This window comes from Rhizobium sp. PvP014, from assembly GCF_017876855.1.
Lineage (GTDB): Bacteria > Pseudomonadota > Alphaproteobacteria > Rhizobiales > Rhizobiaceae > Neorhizobium > Neorhizobium soli.
In genome coordinates this window covers 830,579-847,663 of sequence record NZ_JAGIOT010000001.1, presented here as the reverse complement: position 1 = coordinate 847,663, position 17,085 = coordinate 830,579, and the positions used below count along the sequence as shown (strand labels likewise).

13 protein-coding genes and 1 pseudogene are annotated in these 17,085 nt (G+C 59.6%); 3 read left to right on the top strand and 11 right to left on the bottom strand.

Features of this window, described 5'->3' with window-relative positions; all coding sequences use genetic code 11:
- Positions 1-542: 542 nt before the first annotated feature.
- Positions 543-1,133 (top strand): DUF4360 domain-containing protein, encoded by a 591-nt coding sequence (locus J3A65_RS03820; protein ID WP_062577828.1) that lies wholly within the window; start codon positions 543-545, stop codon positions 1,131-1,133.
- Positions 1,134-1,190: 57 nt separating this feature from the next.
- Entirely contained in the window at positions 1,191-2,582 is a 1,392-nt protein-coding gene (locus tag J3A65_RS03815) for a DUF4360 domain-containing protein (RefSeq protein WP_113469222.1), read from the top strand.
- A gap of 80 nt (positions 2,583-2,662) precedes the next feature.
- On the opposite strand, the gene J3A65_RS03810 is transcribed toward J3A65_RS03815, so the two are convergent.
- The 4 genes from J3A65_RS03810 to J3A65_RS03795 all read right to left on the bottom strand — a co-directional run bounded on the left by J3A65_RS03810 (position 2,663) and on the right by J3A65_RS03795 (position 9,404).
- On the bottom strand, positions 2,663-5,791 hold the full coding sequence (locus J3A65_RS03810) for an efflux RND transporter permease subunit (protein ID WP_209899554.1): 3,129 nt from the start codon (positions 5,789-5,791) through the stop codon (positions 2,663-2,665).
- A 30-nt stretch (positions 5,792-5,821) separates the two neighbouring features.
- Positions 5,822-6,934: an efflux RND transporter periplasmic adaptor subunit gene (locus tag J3A65_RS03805; RefSeq protein WP_209899551.1), complete on the bottom strand. Its 1,113-nt coding sequence runs from the start codon at positions 6,932-6,934 to the stop codon at positions 5,822-5,824.
- A gap of 53 nt (positions 6,935-6,987) precedes the next feature.
- A complete protein-coding gene (locus J3A65_RS03800) occupies positions 6,988-7,272 on the bottom strand; it encodes an EF-hand domain-containing protein (RefSeq protein ID WP_113111390.1) in 285 nt (94 codons plus the stop codon).
- Between the two features lie 233 nt (positions 7,273-7,505).
- Complete coding sequence (locus tag J3A65_RS03795; protein ID WP_209899547.1) at positions 7,506-9,404, bottom strand: mechanosensitive ion channel domain-containing protein; 1,899 nt, start codon at positions 9,402-9,404, stop codon at positions 7,506-7,508.
- A gap of 204 nt (positions 9,405-9,608) precedes the next feature.
- On the opposite strand from J3A65_RS03795, the gene J3A65_RS03790 reads away from it, so the two are divergent.
- Positions 9,609-9,956, top strand: coding sequence for a hypothetical protein (locus tag J3A65_RS03790; RefSeq protein ID WP_209899544.1), 348 nt, complete (start codon positions 9,609-9,611; stop codon positions 9,954-9,956).
- Positions 9,957-10,021: 65 nt separating this feature from the next.
- Here the strand turns inward: J3A65_RS03790 and J3A65_RS03785 are convergent, their stop codons facing one another.
- From J3A65_RS03785 to J3A65_RS03755, 7 genes and pseudogenes are all read right to left on the bottom strand, one after another.
- A complete protein-coding gene (locus J3A65_RS03785) occupies positions 10,022-11,899 on the bottom strand; it encodes an ATP-binding protein (protein WP_209899541.1) in 1,878 nt (625 codons plus the stop codon).
- 31 nt (positions 11,900-11,930) lie between these two features.
- A complete protein-coding gene (locus J3A65_RS03780) occupies positions 11,931-12,605 on the bottom strand; it encodes a response regulator transcription factor (RefSeq protein ID WP_062459961.1) in 675 nt (224 codons plus the stop codon).
- A 40-nt stretch (positions 12,606-12,645) separates the two neighbouring features.
- On the bottom strand, positions 12,646-12,867 hold the full coding sequence (locus tag J3A65_RS03775; RefSeq protein ID WP_209899538.1) for a hypothetical protein: 222 nt from the start codon (positions 12,865-12,867) through the stop codon (positions 12,646-12,648).
- Positions 12,864-13,934: an ABC transporter ATP-binding protein gene (locus tag J3A65_RS03770; protein WP_209899533.1), complete on the bottom strand. Its 1,071-nt coding sequence runs from the start codon at positions 13,932-13,934 to the stop codon at positions 12,864-12,866. Before J3A65_RS03770 ends, J3A65_RS03775 begins: the two co-directional genes overlap by 4 nt.
- Positions 13,931-14,758: a carbohydrate ABC transporter permease gene (locus J3A65_RS03765; RefSeq protein ID WP_062577842.1), complete on the bottom strand. Its 828-nt coding sequence runs from the start codon at positions 14,756-14,758 to the stop codon at positions 13,931-13,933. Before J3A65_RS03765 ends, J3A65_RS03770 begins: the two co-directional genes overlap by 4 nt.
- Positions 14,755-15,657 (bottom strand): sugar ABC transporter permease, encoded by a 903-nt coding sequence (locus J3A65_RS03760; protein ID WP_062459955.1) that lies wholly within the window; start codon positions 15,655-15,657, stop codon positions 14,755-14,757. Before J3A65_RS03760 ends, J3A65_RS03765 begins: the two co-directional genes overlap by 4 nt.
- 118 nt (positions 15,658-15,775) lie before the next feature.
- A pseudogene (locus tag J3A65_RS03755) lies at positions 15,776-17,011 on the bottom strand (sugar ABC transporter substrate-binding protein).
- Between the last annotated feature and the right edge of the window lie 74 nt (positions 17,012-17,085).

Sequence of the window (17,085 nt, the reverse complement as noted above, 5' to 3'; positions counted from 1 at the left end):
TGTGAATTCTATGTCGTCGCCGTGCCCGGTGTGGACAGCTTGAACGACATTCGAGGAAATCCATCGCATGATGCCGTCGAGGAGCGGCATCCTTTAGGACGATAAAGCCGCTGATAACCGCCATCAATCGCTTTTTGCCTCTGCGCGCGCCGGTGTTCGGCAGCCCGCGAGGATTGAGATGGTCCGGCTTCACTGGAACGGATGGATGGTGCCGTCGCAGCGCAACTCGACAGGCCAATGCCGAGGCTGACCGCCAGAGCTGAAAGACGCAAAGTTGTGCCAATCCTGAACATCTGAATCTCCTCGGTCAGTGCTTTATGCTTCGATGGATCCGGTTTCTCGCGCAAAGTGATTGGATTGCCTTAATTAGACCTACGAAAAGTACCTTCACCGCCACTTTTAGTTAAAAATCTTTTAACTCTCCTACTGACATTTGGCATCAGGCGAATGACTCCGACATGAATGTCCCACTCAGGAGAAGTTCAGCTCACTCGCGTCATGCCGCTACCGAACGCCACGTTCGACAAAATTTGAGGAACCCCATGAAAACCGCAGGTCTCTTGCTCGCATCTCTCCTTATGGCCTCGGCCGCCCAAGCAGACGATATCTCGCTTGGCACACCAGGCTATGGCGGAAGTGGTTGCCCTTCTGACAGCGTATCGGCGACCATCAGCCCTGATGGAAAGGCTCTCAGCCTGCTGTTCGACAACTACATTGTTGAAGCCGGCGGTGATACCGGCAAATCCCTGGACCGCAAGACCTGCAACGTTGCCATACCGGTCCATGTCCCGCAGGGTCGCAGTGTTTCGGTCCTCGCGATCGATTACCGCGGGTTTAACCAGCTCCCACGCGGCGCGCGCTCGCAGTTCAATGTGGAGTACTTCTTCGCGGGCAGAAGTGGTCCGGCATTCACAAAAACGTTCAACGGCCCGGTCGAGAAGGATTATCTGATTTCAAACAAGCTCGTTGCGGAATCACTGATCTGGTCGGCGTGCGGCGAGGACGTAAACCTGCGCACCAATTCCAGCATCCGCGTCAATACCACGCGCAAGCAGGAGGCCATGGCGACAGTTGATACGCAGGACGTGAAGGCAGCGATCGTCTACCAACTTCAGTGGCGCGACTGCCGCTAAAAAGGAAAATCCGGGGCAGCACGGTCGCTGCCCCCCCGATGCCGGGAATATTTTGTCATGCGTATCCGCCGTTTCCTCCCGCTGCTTGCTGTGGTCAATTTCTCTGTTCCAGATCTGGTGCTCGCAGCAGACGGATGCGCTGAAGGGACATACTCGCGCGTCCGATCACCCGACGGCAACGCGACCAGTTATCTGTTCGACGATTTTTCGGCGACAGCGGGCGGTGCCTCCGGTATCCGCCGCGCCACGACACGCTGCTCGCTCAGCGTACCGGTGACACAGCCGGATGGTCACTCAGTTTATGCGATGGACTATCGCGGCTTTGTTTCGACGTCGGAAGGGCAGGCCGTGTCCATTCAAGCTCTCAAGGATCGGATGGAGATACTGAAATACGAGGCGTCCGGCCCAGTGGATGCCGACGTCGCGGTTGGTGGCAAGGTCGGGGTCTCGGGATCGAGCACACTCGACCTTACAGTGCTCCTCACATCCGCCGGGCCCTTGGACGATGAGGCCCAGGACGCAATCCTGTTCCTCGATACCATCGATTTCGCTCGCCTCGGCTTCACCACAACCCGCTCCGTGGTGGACTCGATGAACCAGATTGCACATCAGCGGCAGTCCATTGCACTCGATCTTTCTCAAACAGCACTAACGCTGTTAGGCCAATCCGAGCGCTTCGACAGCGGAAGCTATGTCTCTCTCTCGGGCAACAGTGACGCGGCGGCGGGCTTTAACGCTCGCTGGGAAGCAGGCAGCGGCTTCAGCCTGCTTGGGGGCGCAACACGCGTCAGCGCGAGCGCGTCGGACGCTCTCTCGGACGACCTTGCGCTCTTTGCCGGAGGTATCCGATACACGACTGCGCCGGCAACATGGCGTGCTTTCGGGGAGGCTGGCGCATGGGGATCGCCCGATGTTTCCGCGTCGCTCACCCGAAGCTACATGAACATCGATGAGATGATCCAGACCGGGGGTGCGACATCTGGATCGTTGTTTGCGTCCTACGCTCGGGTTGGTGTCATCTACGCGCCCGACGATACCAACGAACTGGCGCTGTCGACCCGTTTCGCTCGATCCTGGCTCGACCTCGATGGCTATGGGGAAGACAAGACCGACAATCTCTTCGCCGCCAGGATGGGATCCGGCTCAACGATCACTGACAGTCTCGGCGCCGAATTAGCTTGGAGCCGCAAGCTCGATGAGCGGTTCGACCTGACGCTTTTACTGGGTGTAGGACGCACGTCCGCAGACAAGAAGGGCGTAGAAGCCTCCGTCGACTGGGTCGGCGATGTCAAGGGCAGCACAGAGGACCAGAATTATGCGGCGCTTGGCGGACGCATCGGGTGGATGGTTACCGAAAAATGGCAGGTCAACACCTCTGCCGCAGCAACGTTTCGCGAAGACGCCGATCCTGTATGGAGCATCGGCGGCCAGCTGAAGGCGTCGTTCTAGGTCCCCGCAACGAAAGCGCTTACGTGGAGGTTCGGTTTCATGCGAACGACTTTACAAGGCTCTCTGCTTGCCGGCCACAGTTAGCTTGAAACTGGAACGCGACGTTTGAAGCGCTCTTCCATTCTCTGCATGACGACGAAGAGCGACGGTACGAAGACGACGGTCAGGCAGGTTGAGCCCATCATGCCGGTCAGAACCGCGATCCCGATCGACTTTTGCGCGCTCGCTCCCGCCCCGGTCTGCAGCACGAGCGGCACGACGCCGAGGATGAAGGCGACCGACGTCATCAGGATCGGTCGAAGCCGCGTGATCGCAGCCCTTATGGCCGCATCCACGGTCTCTGCGCCGTCATGCAGCCGCAGATGCCGCGCGGTTTCAACGATCAGGATCGCGTTTTTGGCCGACAGTGCGACGAGCAGCACCAGACCGATCTGCGTGTAGAGGTTGACGGCGGCATTGAGCGACAGCAGCGTCGTAGCCGTTCCGATCAGCGCGAGCGGGACGGTCGCGATGACGCTGATTGGTGCGTACCAGCTCTCATATTGGCCAGCCAGAACGAAATAGACTAGAAGCAGGCTCAGGCCGTAGACCAGATAAATCTGTCCGCTGAGTTCTCGTTCCTGGTAGGACACAGCCGTCCATTCCCGTTCGAAATTGTGAGGCAGCAGCGACTTTGCGATCCCGTCGAGTGCATCGAGCGCCTGGCCGGTCGAATAGCCTTGCGCCTGCGAGCCGATGATTTGAGCGGATGGATAGAGATTGTAGAGGCTGATCAGCGCAGGCCCGGTGGCCGGTTTTACGTCTGCGATCGAGCCCAGCGGCACCATCTGGCCGGAGGCGCCGCGCAGCCGAAGCCGCTCCAGGTCGGCGACTTCGGCGCGCCTTGAGGCGTCTGCCTGCACATAAACCTGGAAAATGCGGCCGAAGAGGTTGATCTGGCCGGAATAGGACGATCCGATGTACTGGCTGACAGCGTCATAGGCGCCGCCGACATCGATCTCGGCGCGCTGAGCCTTGCTTCGATCAATCGAGACGGCAAATTGGGGGGCGTCGGCACGGAACGGACTGAAGGCTTCGCGGAATGTCGGATCAGACCCTGCTGCACGGGCGATGCTGGCCGCCACTTCTTCCAAAGCCGCATAGTCGAAGGCGCCGTCACGGGCCTCTACCTGCATGGTGAAGCCCGCCGCGTTGCCGATACCCTGGATCGGAGGCGGCGGAAGCACGAGCGCCTGTCCGTCCGGGAGATCGGCAGTCAGCCTCCGCAGGTAGGTGTAGAGCGACAACAGGTCATCTCCCTGTTGGCGAAGGCTCCAGTCCTTGAGGATCACGTAGAGGACACCCGCGTTGGAAAGGCTGGCATTGTTGTTGAGGGCGGAGACGCCGCTGATTGCGACCGCCGTTTCAACGGCATCCAGCTTCTCGACCCGCCCCCGCAGGTTCTCGATTGCGAGGCGTGTGCGCTCGAGCGACGCGCCCTCGGGCAACTGGACCGATACCAGAAAATACCCCTGGTCCTCGATCGGCAGGAAGGCCGTCGGCACCTGCGCCAGCAGGGAGAGCGAGAGCGCGACCAACAGCAGTGCCACCAGCGAGACCGTCACACTGAAACGGGTCATGACCCTCACCAGCCCTGCATAGACCCGTTCGACGGCATCGTAACTTGCGTTGAAACCGCGGTAGACGACGTTCTTGCGCGGCTTCAGGGCATGTGGTTTCAGCCATAGGGCGCATTGGGTCGGCTTCAGGGTCACGGCGTTGACCGCGCTGATCAGGGCCGTGGCGGCAATGACCAGCGAGAACTGGCGATACATTTCGCCACTGAGGCCAGGCAGAAAGGAGGCCGGGAGGAACACGGCAAGCAGCACAAGTGTGATGCCGATGATCGGGCCCATCAACTCGTCCATGGCAAGCGCCGCAGCCTCCGTTGGCGTTTTTCCGTCATCGAGATGGCGAGCAGCGGCCTCGACCACGATGATTGCATCGTCAACCACGATGCCGATGGCAAGGATGATGGCGAACAGGGTGGAAAGATTGATGGAGAAACCGAACAATGCCAATGCGCCGAAGGCGCCGATGATGGTGACAGGCACCGTAGTGGCAGGCACCAGCATCGCGCGCCAATCCTGCAGGAAGATGAGGATGACAACCAGCACGAGGAACGCGGCTTCCACCAGGGTGTGGTAGACATCATCGATGGCGGCCTTGACGAACAGCGTCGTGTCGAACGGCACGGAGTGGCGAAGCCCTTCGGGGAAGTCGGTCGACATGACCTCCAGTTTTGCCTTGACCGCCGCTACGACGTCGAGCGCATTGGCCTCGGGCAACAGAAACAGTGCGAGGCCTGCCGCCGGCTTTCCATCGAGACTGAAATCCTGGCTGTATTGCTGAGCACCCAGCTCTACCCGTCCCACGTCGCGCAGGCGCACGAGATCACCATTGTCATTTGCGCGCAGGACGATGTCTTCGAAGGCCGCCACATCGGCGAGCTTGGAGTCGAGCTTCAGCGTGTACTGGAAATCGCGCCCATCCGGCACCGGTGGAAGGCCGAGCTGGCCGGCGGACGATGTACGGCTTTGCTGGCGGATCGCGTTGTTCACATCTGACGGCATGAGACCGCGTGCCGCCATTAGGTCCGGATCCAACCAGATGCGCACCGCATAGTTGCCGGCGCCGAAAACCGAGACACTACCGACGCCGGGGATGCGAGCGATCTGATCGAGCAGGTTGATGGTTGCATAATTGGTCATGAACAGGCTGTCATGATCCGGGTTGTCGGAGGTGAGTGCTACAATCGCCAGAATAGCCGTCGAGCGCTTGGCCGTCTGCACGCCTTGTGCCTGTACGGCATCCGGAAGGGAAGGCGTCGCACTCGCCACACGGTTCTGCACAAGGATCTGCGCCGCGTCGGGATCGGTGCCGATGGCAAAGGTCACGGTGAGTGCGTAGGTGCCGTCACTGGTGGAGGTCGATTGCATGTAGAGCATGCCCTCGACCCCATTGACCTTTTGCTCGATCGGCAATGCCACATCATGGACGATCGTCTCGGCGTTGGCACCGGGATAGCGTGCCGTCACCTGCACCGAGGGCGGTACGACATTCGGATATTGTGCGACAGGCAGGCCGACCAGCGCCACCAGACCGAGTATGACGGTCAGGAGCGCGATCACGTTCGCAAGCACCGGTCTATCGATAAAGAACCTGGCCATCCTGGGGCATTCCCTGTTTCTGTAAGCAGATCAATCGAGTGCCGTCACGACTTCGACGACTTCTCTGGCACGCAACCCAGCCCCGCCCTTGACGATCACGCGGTCGCCCTCTCTCACGCCATTGACAACCTCCCGTCGGCCGCCGGCGGCTTTTTCTCCGAGCGCGACTTTGACGGCTGCGACCTTGCCTTCGGCATCGACGATTTGAAGCGTTCGGCCCAACTGGGAATTGCCGATCGCGGCCTCCGGCACGGTCAGTGCCTTGCGCGTGACGATCGGGACTCGGACGCGGGCAAACATGCCCGGCGATAGCAAGCGGTGCGTGTTGGCAATAACGCCGCGAAGGGTCATGGTCCCAGTCGCGCTATCCAGCTCTGGCGCGATGTAGTCGAGATATCCACTGTAAGGGTAGGTCGCATCACCCTGAAGACCGGCTTCAACTCGGATCGCCCCGAGGCTCCTCAGGTCTATATGGCGCTCAGCCATCGCGCGGCGAATGGCGATTACCTGCCGCTCATCGGCCGAGAAGAGTACGTGGAGCGGGTCCGGTTCGACCAGCGAGGCGAGCTTCGGAGCCGATGCGGCATTGATAAAGGCGCCGAGATCGGCCGCGCGTGCGGATAGGATACCGTCGAACGGCGCCTTCACTTCCGTGTAGCTGAGGTTGATGTCAGCACTTCGCACCTTGGTCTTGGCGGCCTCGACCTGTGCCTCGGCTGCCAGTCTCTGTGCCACCGCCGATTCATTTGCGCTTAGCGATACGACCTGCTTGGCAGAAAGTCCTTCCTGCCGGGCCGCGTTTGAGACCGCCTGTTGCAGGTTGGCCTGTTGCTGACGCAGTTCTGCTTCGGCAGCTGCGAGGCTGATGCGATAGGGTTCGGGCTCTATGAGAAAGACGACGTCACCTTTTCGCACGGTGTCGCCTTCATTGAAGTTCACTTTCTCGAGCGTACCGGAGACTCGGGCGACGAGGTCAACCTGGTTGACCGCGCGGAACGTTCCCGTCGTCTCCAGGTACAGCGTCACCTCGACGAGGGTAGGTGCCTCGACCATGACTTTCCGCTTCTCGGCCTGGGCGCAGGCCTGCCCGACCCAGCCAATCAGCAGAGCTGCGGCCACCAGGGGCAACAGTGCATGTTTCATGGAAAGATCCTTCCCTTGCGCATGTCGTGGCAGGCCTGCTCAGGGAGCGGCAGCTATTTCAGCGACTGCAACTCGTTCGGCGTCAGGAGTCCGTTCTTGTCCTTGTCGATCCGGCCAAACGCCAGGTTGTAGCGACCGGCCTGCTTGACCTTGAGTGCTATCGGCTTTCCGGACGCGGCCATCGTGTCGATGAAAACCTTGAATTCGGGTTGGTCCAGCATCGTGTCGGCGTTCTTGTCTGCGGTCATGAAGGCCTCCTGTTGCGCATAGCCGCTCGAAGCGACGGCCAGCCCCCCGAAGACGATCAGAACAGGGGTGATCAGCTTAACGTTTGCCATTTCGATCTCCTTTGAGTGTTGCGATATCCGCCAGGTTGATCCCTGTGTCGGGAGCCTCCTGCCGGGCGGACGCGGTCAGCAGTCCATTCTTCAGTTGCGGAACTGCCAGCATCAGCTAATCCGGACCAATTCTTCGCGACGAGGCCGCAGGACCTGCTCCAAGGGACTGGTCAATGTCCCTACGATGCTGGACGGCACGATCAACCAAAGGCTGCAGTGAAGCCATCCCATGTTCATGGGGTCTGCACCTCGTCCAGTGTGCCAGCCACCGGGGCTGCCGTGGCGCGCCTTTCAGCAAGAGAGACGTGGACGCCATCTGGCGCGAGATCGAAGCCGGAGGCTTCGAGCACTTCAAGCAGCAGAGAGCGGATCAGGGGAAGGGCGGTCACCGCTGCGGCACTCGCCAAATTGAAGCTCAACACCAGCTCCCTGGTCTGCAGATGGGCTTCAGGCGGGCTGATCGCGATCTTGCCGACGATATCGGCCTGAAGCCTGGTTTCGCTTCGAAGGGTCGACGCCGCCAACCGCAGTAACCGCGCGTGCCCGACGGCGTCCGTGTCGTTCTCCAGTCTCAGGCTAACCCGAGCGAGGACGAGTCCGCGACTGCGGCTGACAACGGTCTCGATCTGGCCGTAGGGAATTGTATGCAGCCTGTCATCCAAGCCGCGCAGTCTGAGACTGCGGATCAGTATCTGCTCCACCCTGCCGGGAGTGGAGTCGATTTCAATCTCTTCGCCGAGCCGGAACGCATCGTCCAGCATCCAGAAAATGCCCGATATTACGTCCTTCACCAACGCCTGGGACCCGAGACTGATGGCCAGACCCAAAATGCCGGCGCCGGCTATGATGGGAGTGGTGTCGACCCCAAGAACCGACAGGGTCACGAGCGAGAAAATCGATCCGATGAGCCCCAGCAAGACCACACGAAGGATCGGCAGAACCGTTGTCATACGCGCAAGGTGCAACTCCGCGTCTTCCAGCGAGGTGAGAGCCTCCTTCGGCATCATGCGCGACTCTACCCATGCGTGGGTAACCGCGGCGAGTACGGCAGCGAGCACCAACACCAAAAGCGAAAAATTGATCTGCCGCGAGTAATGCGGCCAATCCTGTTGCGGGATGACCGCAAGCGTGCCGACCAGCCAGTACTCGACGATCAGCCTGAGGATGACAGCTGCCGCCAAGGCATCGATCACCACCCGCACCACGAACAGTCGACGCATCACCTCGGGCTTGCGCGACAGCTGGATCGAGAGGGCGATCGAGCGATCGAAGGCCAGCGCCAGCATAAGGGCGATCGTTGTTCCCTTGATGCCCTGGTACAGGTCAAACTGCTGCATCAGCCAGCCCCATATCCACAAGCCTGACACCAGCAGGATCATCCAGGCGGCGACTATGTGTAGCAGCGGCGTCAGGCCGTGCCGGCGCAGAAGATGCAGCAATCGAAGAGCCGCCGCCGTCATGGCAAACGCGCCGAGTATCGCCAGCAGCCGCACTGAGTTCGGCGGCATGCCGACGCGGGCGGCTGCTGCCAGAAGGCACACCATCAGGTATCCGCACGCCAGGATCACGGCGCTTCGCCGAAGTCCTTTTTCCGCGCCGCTCTCGTCCAGCGGCAGAAGCCGCACTTGAGGAGTGCGGGGCGAAAAGACAATGCCGAGAAAGGTAATGGCAGACAGCCAGTAGATGACGGAAACGAGAAACTCCCTGGCAAAGCCATCCCCGAGCGGATCGGCGCTCAGCAGTCGAACGGCTATTGCGCGCCCCACCGCGATGGCGGCCAGCAATGGCACAAGGCTCCAGGCCGTCCGTTTCAAGACGGCGAGGAATGGGACGCGTTCGCGCGCGGCAGCCTCGCGTCGGCCTCTGAGCCCGTAACTGCTCAGCATAAAAATCAGCATGACGACACCGCCGGCGCCAAGGCTGAGGGCAAGAACCCTGGGCGCCGAGGTCATGGACACCGTGCCCGCCCATAACAGTTCCCGATCAAGATGTGGCAGGGCGAGCGCCGTGTCCACCAACGCCGTCTCGAGACGCTCGACGACCTGCTCTGCACTGACGATCCAGTCCGCGACGTTGACGACAGACTGATCGGGGGCCGGGGACGGGCCTGTTGCAGTCGCGGAGACGTCCATCGTGCCAGTCCCGTTCGCACTTGCAGAGAAACTACGGCTCGCCCGGCAAACCGGCCTGGCGAGCAATCGATAGTTTCAACCATTAAGTGCGTTTAAGATGCGCATCCACCCCATGTTCATGGCGTATTCGCGGTACCGGAAACGGGCATGATGGGGTCAAGCCGGTATCCGTCGGCGCAGTTTAGAATCCGGGAGACATTCGCCATGAAACATCGCCCAAATGGTTTCAAGGCCGCATTGGCCCTTACCTATCTTGCCGTGCTGGCAGCGCCAATTTTCACGGCCGCGCCGGCGGCGGCCGTCGTGTATTGCAACGCCCTCGGCGTCCCAAAAGGCTGCGTGGTGCGCCCCCCGGCCGCGGTGGTCGTTTACTGCACGGCGCCGGGGGTTCCGCTTGGTTGCGTGGCGCGTCCCGTGGCAAGGACCGCGATCTATTGTACTGCTCCGGGCTTGCCGGTTGGGTGTGTCCGCAGGCCGGGCGTTCGCGCACCTGGTCTCGGTGTCGCGCCGGTCAATCGTGGTGGCCCGAGGAACCGTCTCGGCATCAGATAGTCCAGGCGATGGAAGTGTCTCCGCGCTCGGTTCCTATCACCTTATCCGCGCGCTCCCCGCTGGCATCAGCCCCCTTGGGTGGCTTCGGGGAAGTCGGCGGGTAGCAGCAGCGAGACCGTCGTGCCGAGCGGTGCGCTTGTGACGGACAAGGTCACATCGCAGAGGGCTGCGCGCTTTTTCATGTTGAGCGAGCCTCGGCCCTGCACCGTCCCCGCCCCATTCACCGCATCGACCGCAAAGCCGCAACCGTTGTCCCTGACGGAGATCTGGCCCCTCGCGTCGCCGTCGGGGCCAGGTATGGTCTCGATCATGATCGTCACCATCGATGCGCCCGAGTGTTTGATCGCATTGGTGACAGCTTCGTCAAGCAGCCTGATAACCTGGATAACGTGCCTTGGACGAAGGCCCGGATAGACGGGAAGTCCGTGTGGCGACTGCACGCTCCAAACGAGCTGCATGTCGTGGGCGCGCAACTGGCCTGATATCCGCTCCCTCCAAGAACCAAGGGCAAGCATGAGGTCGCCATCGATCTCTTCCATTGCGTTGATGACCAGACGAAGATCGCGCAGCGCAGCGCGAGCGGCATCTCCGATTGTATTCGTTGTATCTCTCGGCTGTTCGGCAAGAGCGACGATGCTGACGAGTTGCCCGCCCAACCCGTCATGCAGGTCCCGCATCAATCGCGTCCGCTCCGATGCCAAAGCCGCCGCCCTTGCGCGTTCTTCTTCGCGGGAAAAACTTGCCCTGAGCTTGACCTCGGCCTCCGACACTTGCTTCACCAACCGGTCGGCGAAACTGTCGGCATCATTCAAAGCCTGGACGAAACGCCAGGTCAGCCAAACTCCGATGACGATCAGGACGATCGAATAACCGAACCAGCCGATAAAGATCCGTTCACCCGGAAGGAGCCGGCTGACCGTCAGGATATCGTTCAGGGCGCATCCCAGCATGACTGAGAATACAGGCGCCATTATCAGCGCCTTTCGGTTTCCGCGCAGAGCTGCGTTGCCCAAGAGCACGCAAGCAACGGCGGCGCAGAGAGCAATCGTTGGTGGCCCTAGCGGCAGGAAGATGGCGTGAAGTAAATCATGCTGTCCCGAAAGGCCCGCAAAGGCAATGATAATGCCGGGTACGAATGTGAGATGAAGCCATCGCGGTGGCGGCATGTCGATGAAGCGCACGATGAAGTGCAGAACCAGCGGCGCTTGCGTAACAACGGCAGCGCCGACGAGGCCGAGCGTCTGTGGCGATGCTGGCATCGAGACGAAATACTGAAAAAAACCGATCAGCATGGCGAGCGCAAGCAGCCCATAGCTGCGATCGTTCCGGCGGTTGATCCAGATCAGGCCGAGGATCGCTCCCAATGTCGCCTGTCCGGCAACAAGGATGAGGGGCAGGGTCTCGAACATGATCGACCGCTGATCGTGAACCGGTCTCAGGACCTTGTCCGGACCGGCATAAACGCTGTCCAGATAGCCGCCGACCGGCCCCCATGTGACGAGGTGAATGATCAGCTCATTGCGCCCCTCATGCAGCAGGCTTTCCGGAATCGTCGCTATGGCGGACGTATTGCGGTCGGGTCTGCGGCTCATAACATTCCGGTGCGTATCGTGGATCATTGAGCCGTTGACCTCGAATTGTACGCCCGTGGTAAAGCGCGGCACGAAAATGCTCCATGCCACATCTTTCTGCGTGGTCGGTCGTTCGAGTGAGACGCGATAAATCGCAGAGGAGGTCGCATCTTCGGAGACGGGGCGAAAGTCCGGGAGGTCCACAGAACGGAATTGGCCTGTCGCGTCTTGAAGCTCAACGCCGCTCAGTTCATAGACCGCGGGAGGCAGGGGCGGGCCGATCTGGCGGGCCAGGATGCAAAGGACGATGATGACAGGTTGCAGCGCCAGGTACAGCAGCAGCCAGCCGATCCTGCCACGCGGTCGAGCCATCCTTCCAACTTGGTGAGCGGCAGCTTTCATCCTAAAGCTTTATCAAGCCCTGCTGCAAGGCTTCGAATACGGCCTCACCGCGGGTATTCACCTCGAGCTTGCGATAGATGTTCTTTATATAGCCGGGAACGGTCTGGCGTGAAATACCCAGATAATCCGCGATGTCGGCGTAGCTGAAACCCTTGGCGATGCCCCAGAGAATGTCGATTTCCCGCGCTGTCAGCTTGGCGGTATTCAAGTCCGTCCCGACGACGGGATCCTTGACGCCTTGCGTCCGTTTGACGATGAAACGGGCAATCGAGGCCGAGATTGGCGAGTGGCCCCGCATAAGATCGCGCACCGTGTCGGCGATGTCGGTCAGCAGAGCGTCCTTCAGCAGATAGCCGTTGGCACCGAGTAAAATAGCGGAAATGACGCTTTCTTCATCGCCCAGGATGGAGATGACCAAGATCTCGGTGGTCTGGCTATGCTGGCGGACGTCGCGTATCAGGTCCATGCCATGGCCATCGGGTAGCTGGAGGTCAGTCAGAAGCACATCAGGATAACCAGACCCCAGCACTTGGCGCGCCTCCGAGAGCGTTCCCGCCTGAAGAACCGAAAATGCGGAAGCATCGGACAGGCCGTCAGCGATACGCTGACGTGTTGGTCCATCGTCCTCGACGATGACAACGGATATAGGTCCGGCTCTCTCCGTTTGGGTGTTCAAGATGACACTCGCTTTCAGGCCTCGGCTTGGCCAGAAAGGATTATTGAGCAAATTCCCAAACCGCGCCAGCCATGAACATGGGGGTGTGGCGGGTCAGAATTGGCGGACCGCAAGGGGAAAATGCGGAGAAGAAAGCCGCAGCGGAAAAACAACGGTGCCAGCTGCGCTCAGCAAAACCGGCCAGAACGATTTCTGAAAGCCGTCGGACGCAGCCACCCGGCTCAAGCGCGTGGTTACGCTTGTCGCCACAGGCATCAATCATTCAATCCGACTGTCCGTTTCCGCATCGAACAGATGAATGTGTTCCTGCAGGAAATTCAATCCGACGGTTTGACCGCCGGTTATTGGAACTCGTCCGTTCACGACGACGACACATTCGGGCGTCGTTGCCGTTGTGACGAAGGTCGTTGACCCTGTCGACTCGACCAAGGCCACTGGTGCTTCCAACAAACCCTTGCCGTCTTCGGCGATGGTAAGATGTTCGGGCCGCAGACCGACGACAAGATTTCGATTGGCCGGAATGGTTCTGTCGAGACCGATCGTCTGTGGCCGGCCAAGATCCAGGATGAGGCTTCTTCCATCCGGTCCTGTCGTTGCCGGAATGAAATTCATGGCCGGCGATCCTATAAATCCGGCAACGAAACGGTTGACCGGTCGGTCATAGAGTTCAAGCGGCCGGCCCTGTTGCTCGATCACGCCTTGGCGCATGACCACGACGTGATCAGCCATTGTCATCGCTTCGATCTGGTCGTGCGTGACATAGACCGAGGTCGCGCCAAGCCGGTCATGCAGTGCCCTGATTTCCTTGCGCATATGGACACGCAGGGCGGCGTCGAGGTTGGACAGTGGCTCATCGAACAGAAAGGCCTTGGGATTGCGGATAATGGCCCGGCTCATAGCGACACGCTGCCGCTGTCCGCCCGAGAGTTCGCGGGGATAGCGATGCAGCAGGTCCGACAGGCCGGTAATGGCGGCCACGTCCTCTGCCGCCTTTTTCGCTTCCGCCTTCTTGGTGCCGCGAATGCGCAGGCTATAAGTGAGGTTTTCCTCAACCGTCATATGCGGGTAGAGCGCATAGGACTGGAACACCATGGCCAGATCCCGCTTGCGGGGTGGTACGTTGTTCATGCGGTCGCCGGCAATAACCAGGTTTCCTTCGGAGATCGATTCAAGCCCTGCGAGGGCGCGCAGAAGCGTTGATTTGCCACATCCGGACGGTCCCACCAGGGCGACGAAAGCGCCTTTGCGAATGGTGAGGTCGATGTTCTTCAGCGCGTGATAGGCACCGTAATATTTGTTGACGCCCGACAATTCGATTTGATTGGTCATTTGAGAGCTCCCGATGTGAGGCCGGAAACGATGCGGCGCTGCAGAAGGACGAAGATGGCAAGGATCGGGGTTACGTACATCGTTGCGTACGCCATGATGTTGTTCCATTCGCTGGTGTTTGGACCCATGAACGAGTTGAGACCGACACTTGCGGGCTGCAATTCGATGTTCTGGATCATCGACTTCGAATAGACGAACTCGCCGAATGCCTGCATGAAGATGAGGATGGCGCTGACAAGAATACCGTTGCGGGCAAGCGGGAGCACGATGTTGAAGAAGGCACCGATGCGCGAATTGCCATCGACCAAAGCGGCCTCCTCAAGCTCCATCGGCACAGCCATGAATGTTGCCCGCACGAGAACCACGAAGAACGGCATGCTCTTTGCCGCTATCGCCAGGATGACGGCAAAGCGCGGGTAGTCCAGCAAACCGACTTGAGAGAACCCGACGAAGATCGGCGTGATCATCAGCGATGCGGGCAGAACCTGCAGCATCAGAATGAGGAACAGGCCCACATCCACCCAGCGGTTACGGTACCGCGCCAGTACATAGGCACAGCCGGTACCGAGAACGGCGATGAGCGCCACCGATCCAAAGGCGATCAGCGTTGAGTTCCACAGGTAACGGCCCATGTTCCGGCTTTCCCAGACATACGCGAAAGTGCTCCACTGCGCTGTCGATGGCCAGAAGCTGGGCGGGGTGGCAAACATCTCCGAACCCGTTTTGAGAGCCGTGACGTACATCCAGTAGAGCGGAAACAGGTAGATCGCCGCCATGATGATGGCGATGGCGAGCATCAGGCGGTTTCGGTTGGTTTCAGTCATCCGCGCACCTCATGACGGGTCGAGCGCACATAGACGATAGCCGCAAACATCACGAACACGGTCATGATGACCGAGATCGTCGCGCCTTTGCCAAAGTCGTATTGCCGGAAGGAGAGGTCCCAGGCCCAGTATTGGGCGACATTGGATGAGTTGTTCGGCCCGCCATCCGTGATTGCCGCGAACAGATCGAACTGTTGCAGTGTGAAGATAAGCCCGAGCGAAATGATCGCGCCGATGGTGGAGCGCATCATGGGCAGTGTGATGGTCCAGAACCGCTGCCAGGCGTTTGCACCGTCCAGCTCGGCTGCTTCATAGAGATCGCCGGGTATGGCGGAAAGACCGACGGACAGAAGGATCATATTGAACGATGTGCCAAGCCAGATATTGGCGAGCACGACCGCCCACAGCGAGAAATTGGGGTCTGAGCGCCAGAAGATATTGCTGTCGATCAGGCCGCTTTCACGCAGAAAGAAGTTCAGGACGCCAAAGTCCCCCGAGAGTATCCAGTTCCAGATCGCACCGACGACCAGACCCGGCATGACCCAAGAGACCAGAAACAATCCACGAAGCCACGATGATCCCGGAAAGTTGACCCAGAAAAACAGCGCAAGGCCAAACCCGATGAGAAACTGGCCAGCGATCGAGCCGACCACGAAAATGACGGTGTTGAAGAGAATAGGCAGGGTTTCGGGCTGCTTGAACAGATCGATGTAATTCTTGAAGCCGACGAATGGCCTGATGATGCTTCCCAGACTGAACATGTCCACTTCCTGAAAGCTCATCAGGATATTGTAGAGCAAGGGCAAGCCCGCAAGAATGAACAGGAAGGCAAAGGGAACTCCGACCAGGCCAATGTCGAAGCCGCGGCCGTCCGTGATGCTGGAAAGTATCCTTTTCATGGAAACCCCATAAGATCCGGTGTGGAGCTGTCCGCTCTTGACGAACAAGACAGCTCCTTCCGGGAGGAAAAGGTGGATGGCACGAGTGCCCTCGGCTCCTGAGAAAGGCAGTCCTGCCTCAGCCTTCGATAAGCTTGATCTTCTCTGCAGCCTGATCGAGCGCGGCCTTAGGCTCCATCTGTCCGGTCAGCGCCGCCTGGACGGCATCCTGAATTGCCTTGGAAATCTTCGGCCATTCTGGCGAAGGGCCGCGTGGCTTGGCATATTTCAGCTGTTCCACGAAGGTCTTGAGGGCCGCATCCTTGAGCGCATTTCCGGTCGGCGGGATCGGCAGGTCGGAACGGGCAGGGATCTGGCCGAAATCCTTGTACATGGTGACGTCTTTGGAGGCGAAAAACTCAAGCGCCTTGAACGCCTCTTCCGGATGTTTGGTATTGGAGAAAATCGCTCAGTTGTAGTCGCCCATAGCGGAAGAGCGCTCGGCACCTTCCTGCGGCACCGGCAAGAGCGCGGTTCCCCAGTCAAACTTGGCATCGGTCACCATGCGGTCGATTTCCCAAGGTCCGGATATCGCCATCGCCGCATTGCCCGCATTGAAGGTTGCCGTGGAATCCCACTGGCTGCGCGTCAATGTGTCGGGAGATGTCATTTTGCCGTCGAGCAATTGCTTCCAGATCGTCAGCGCCCGGACAGCCCCATCACTGTTGATGGACTTGTAGGTGGCGCCGCCCATCTGTGCCCAGGGCAGGAACTGGAACGTGCCTTCCTCATTGGCTTTGGCCGAGAAGGTGATGCCGTAAACATTCTTGGATGGGTCGGTCAGCTTCTTGGCGGTCTCGAGCAACTCGTCCCAGGTCTGCGGCGGCTTTTCCGGATCGAGGCCCGCGGCTTTGAACAGATCCTTGTTGTAGTAAAGCGCGATCGTATTCGTCGCTTTCGGCACGCCGTAATATTTTCCGTCCCAGGTGGCGGAGGCGAGCGGGCCGGGGAAGTAGTTTTCCGGTTTGATCGTGCTTGAACCGGCAATCATGTCGGTAAGGTCCAGAAATGCCTTGCGGGACGCAAACATGGCATGATTTGGGTTGTCGATTGCGATAATGTCAGGTGCTTTACCGGTCGAATAGGCTCGCATCGCCTCGCTGACCACATCGTCGAACTGAATCTGGCGATATTCGATCTGGATGCCGTTCTTCTGGGCGTTGAATTCCTTGATGAGACTGGGGGCGGGCTGAATGTCGCGGTCGAGCGACCATAGCGTCAGCTTGACGTCTTCTGCCTGAGCGCTGAGCGCAAAGAGCGATGCAGTTGCTGCAAACGCCGTAGCGATGGCGATCGTATATGTTCGGATACCCATATTGTCCTCCTTTGTGGTTCTCCGGAATGCACTTTCGCGCGGCGCGGCCTCCTCCTTGCCGCGCCAACATTGAA

Bases quoted from the DNA above. Each gene is read 5' to 3' on its own strand.
- J3A65_RS03770 (WP_209899533.1), bottom strand. From the start codon at position 13,934: ATGACCAATCAAATCGAATTGTCGGGCGTCAACAAATATTACGGTGCC.
- J3A65_RS03790 (WP_209899544.1), top strand. From the start codon at position 9,609: ATGAAACATCGCCCAAATGGTTTCAAGGCCGCATTGGCCCTTACCTAT.
- J3A65_RS03805 (WP_209899551.1), bottom strand. From the start codon at position 6,934: ATGAAACATGCACTGTTGCCCCTGGTGGCCGCAGCTCTGCTGATTGGC.
- J3A65_RS03800 (WP_113111390.1), bottom strand. From the start codon at position 7,272: ATGGCAAACGTTAAGCTGATCACCCCTGTTCTGATCGTCTTCGGGGGG.
- J3A65_RS03810 (WP_209899554.1), bottom strand. From the start codon at position 5,791: ATGGCCAGGTTCTTTATCGATAGACCGGTGCTTGCGAACGTGATCGCG.
- J3A65_RS03775 (WP_209899538.1), bottom strand. From the start codon at position 12,867: ATGATTGATGCCTGTGGCGACAAGCGTAACCACGCGCTTGAGCCGGGT.
- J3A65_RS03765 (WP_062577842.1), bottom strand. From the start codon at position 14,758: ATGACTGAAACCAACCGAAACCGCCTGATGCTCGCCATCGCCATCATC.
- J3A65_RS03785 (WP_209899541.1), bottom strand. From the start codon at position 11,899: ATGGCTCGACCGCGTGGCAGGATCGGCTGGCTGCTGCTGTACCTGGCG.
- J3A65_RS03795 (WP_209899547.1), bottom strand. From the start codon at position 9,404: ATGGACGTCTCCGCGACTGCAACAGGCCCGTCCCCGGCCCCCGATCAG.
- J3A65_RS03815 (WP_113469222.1), top strand. From the start codon at position 1,191: ATGCGTATCCGCCGTTTCCTCCCGCTGCTTGCTGTGGTCAATTTCTCT.
- J3A65_RS03760 (WP_062459955.1), bottom strand. From the start codon at position 15,657: ATGAAAAGGATACTTTCCAGCATCACGGACGGCCGCGGCTTCGACATT.
- J3A65_RS03820 (WP_062577828.1), top strand. From the start codon at position 543: ATGAAAACCGCAGGTCTCTTGCTCGCATCTCTCCTTATGGCCTCGGCC.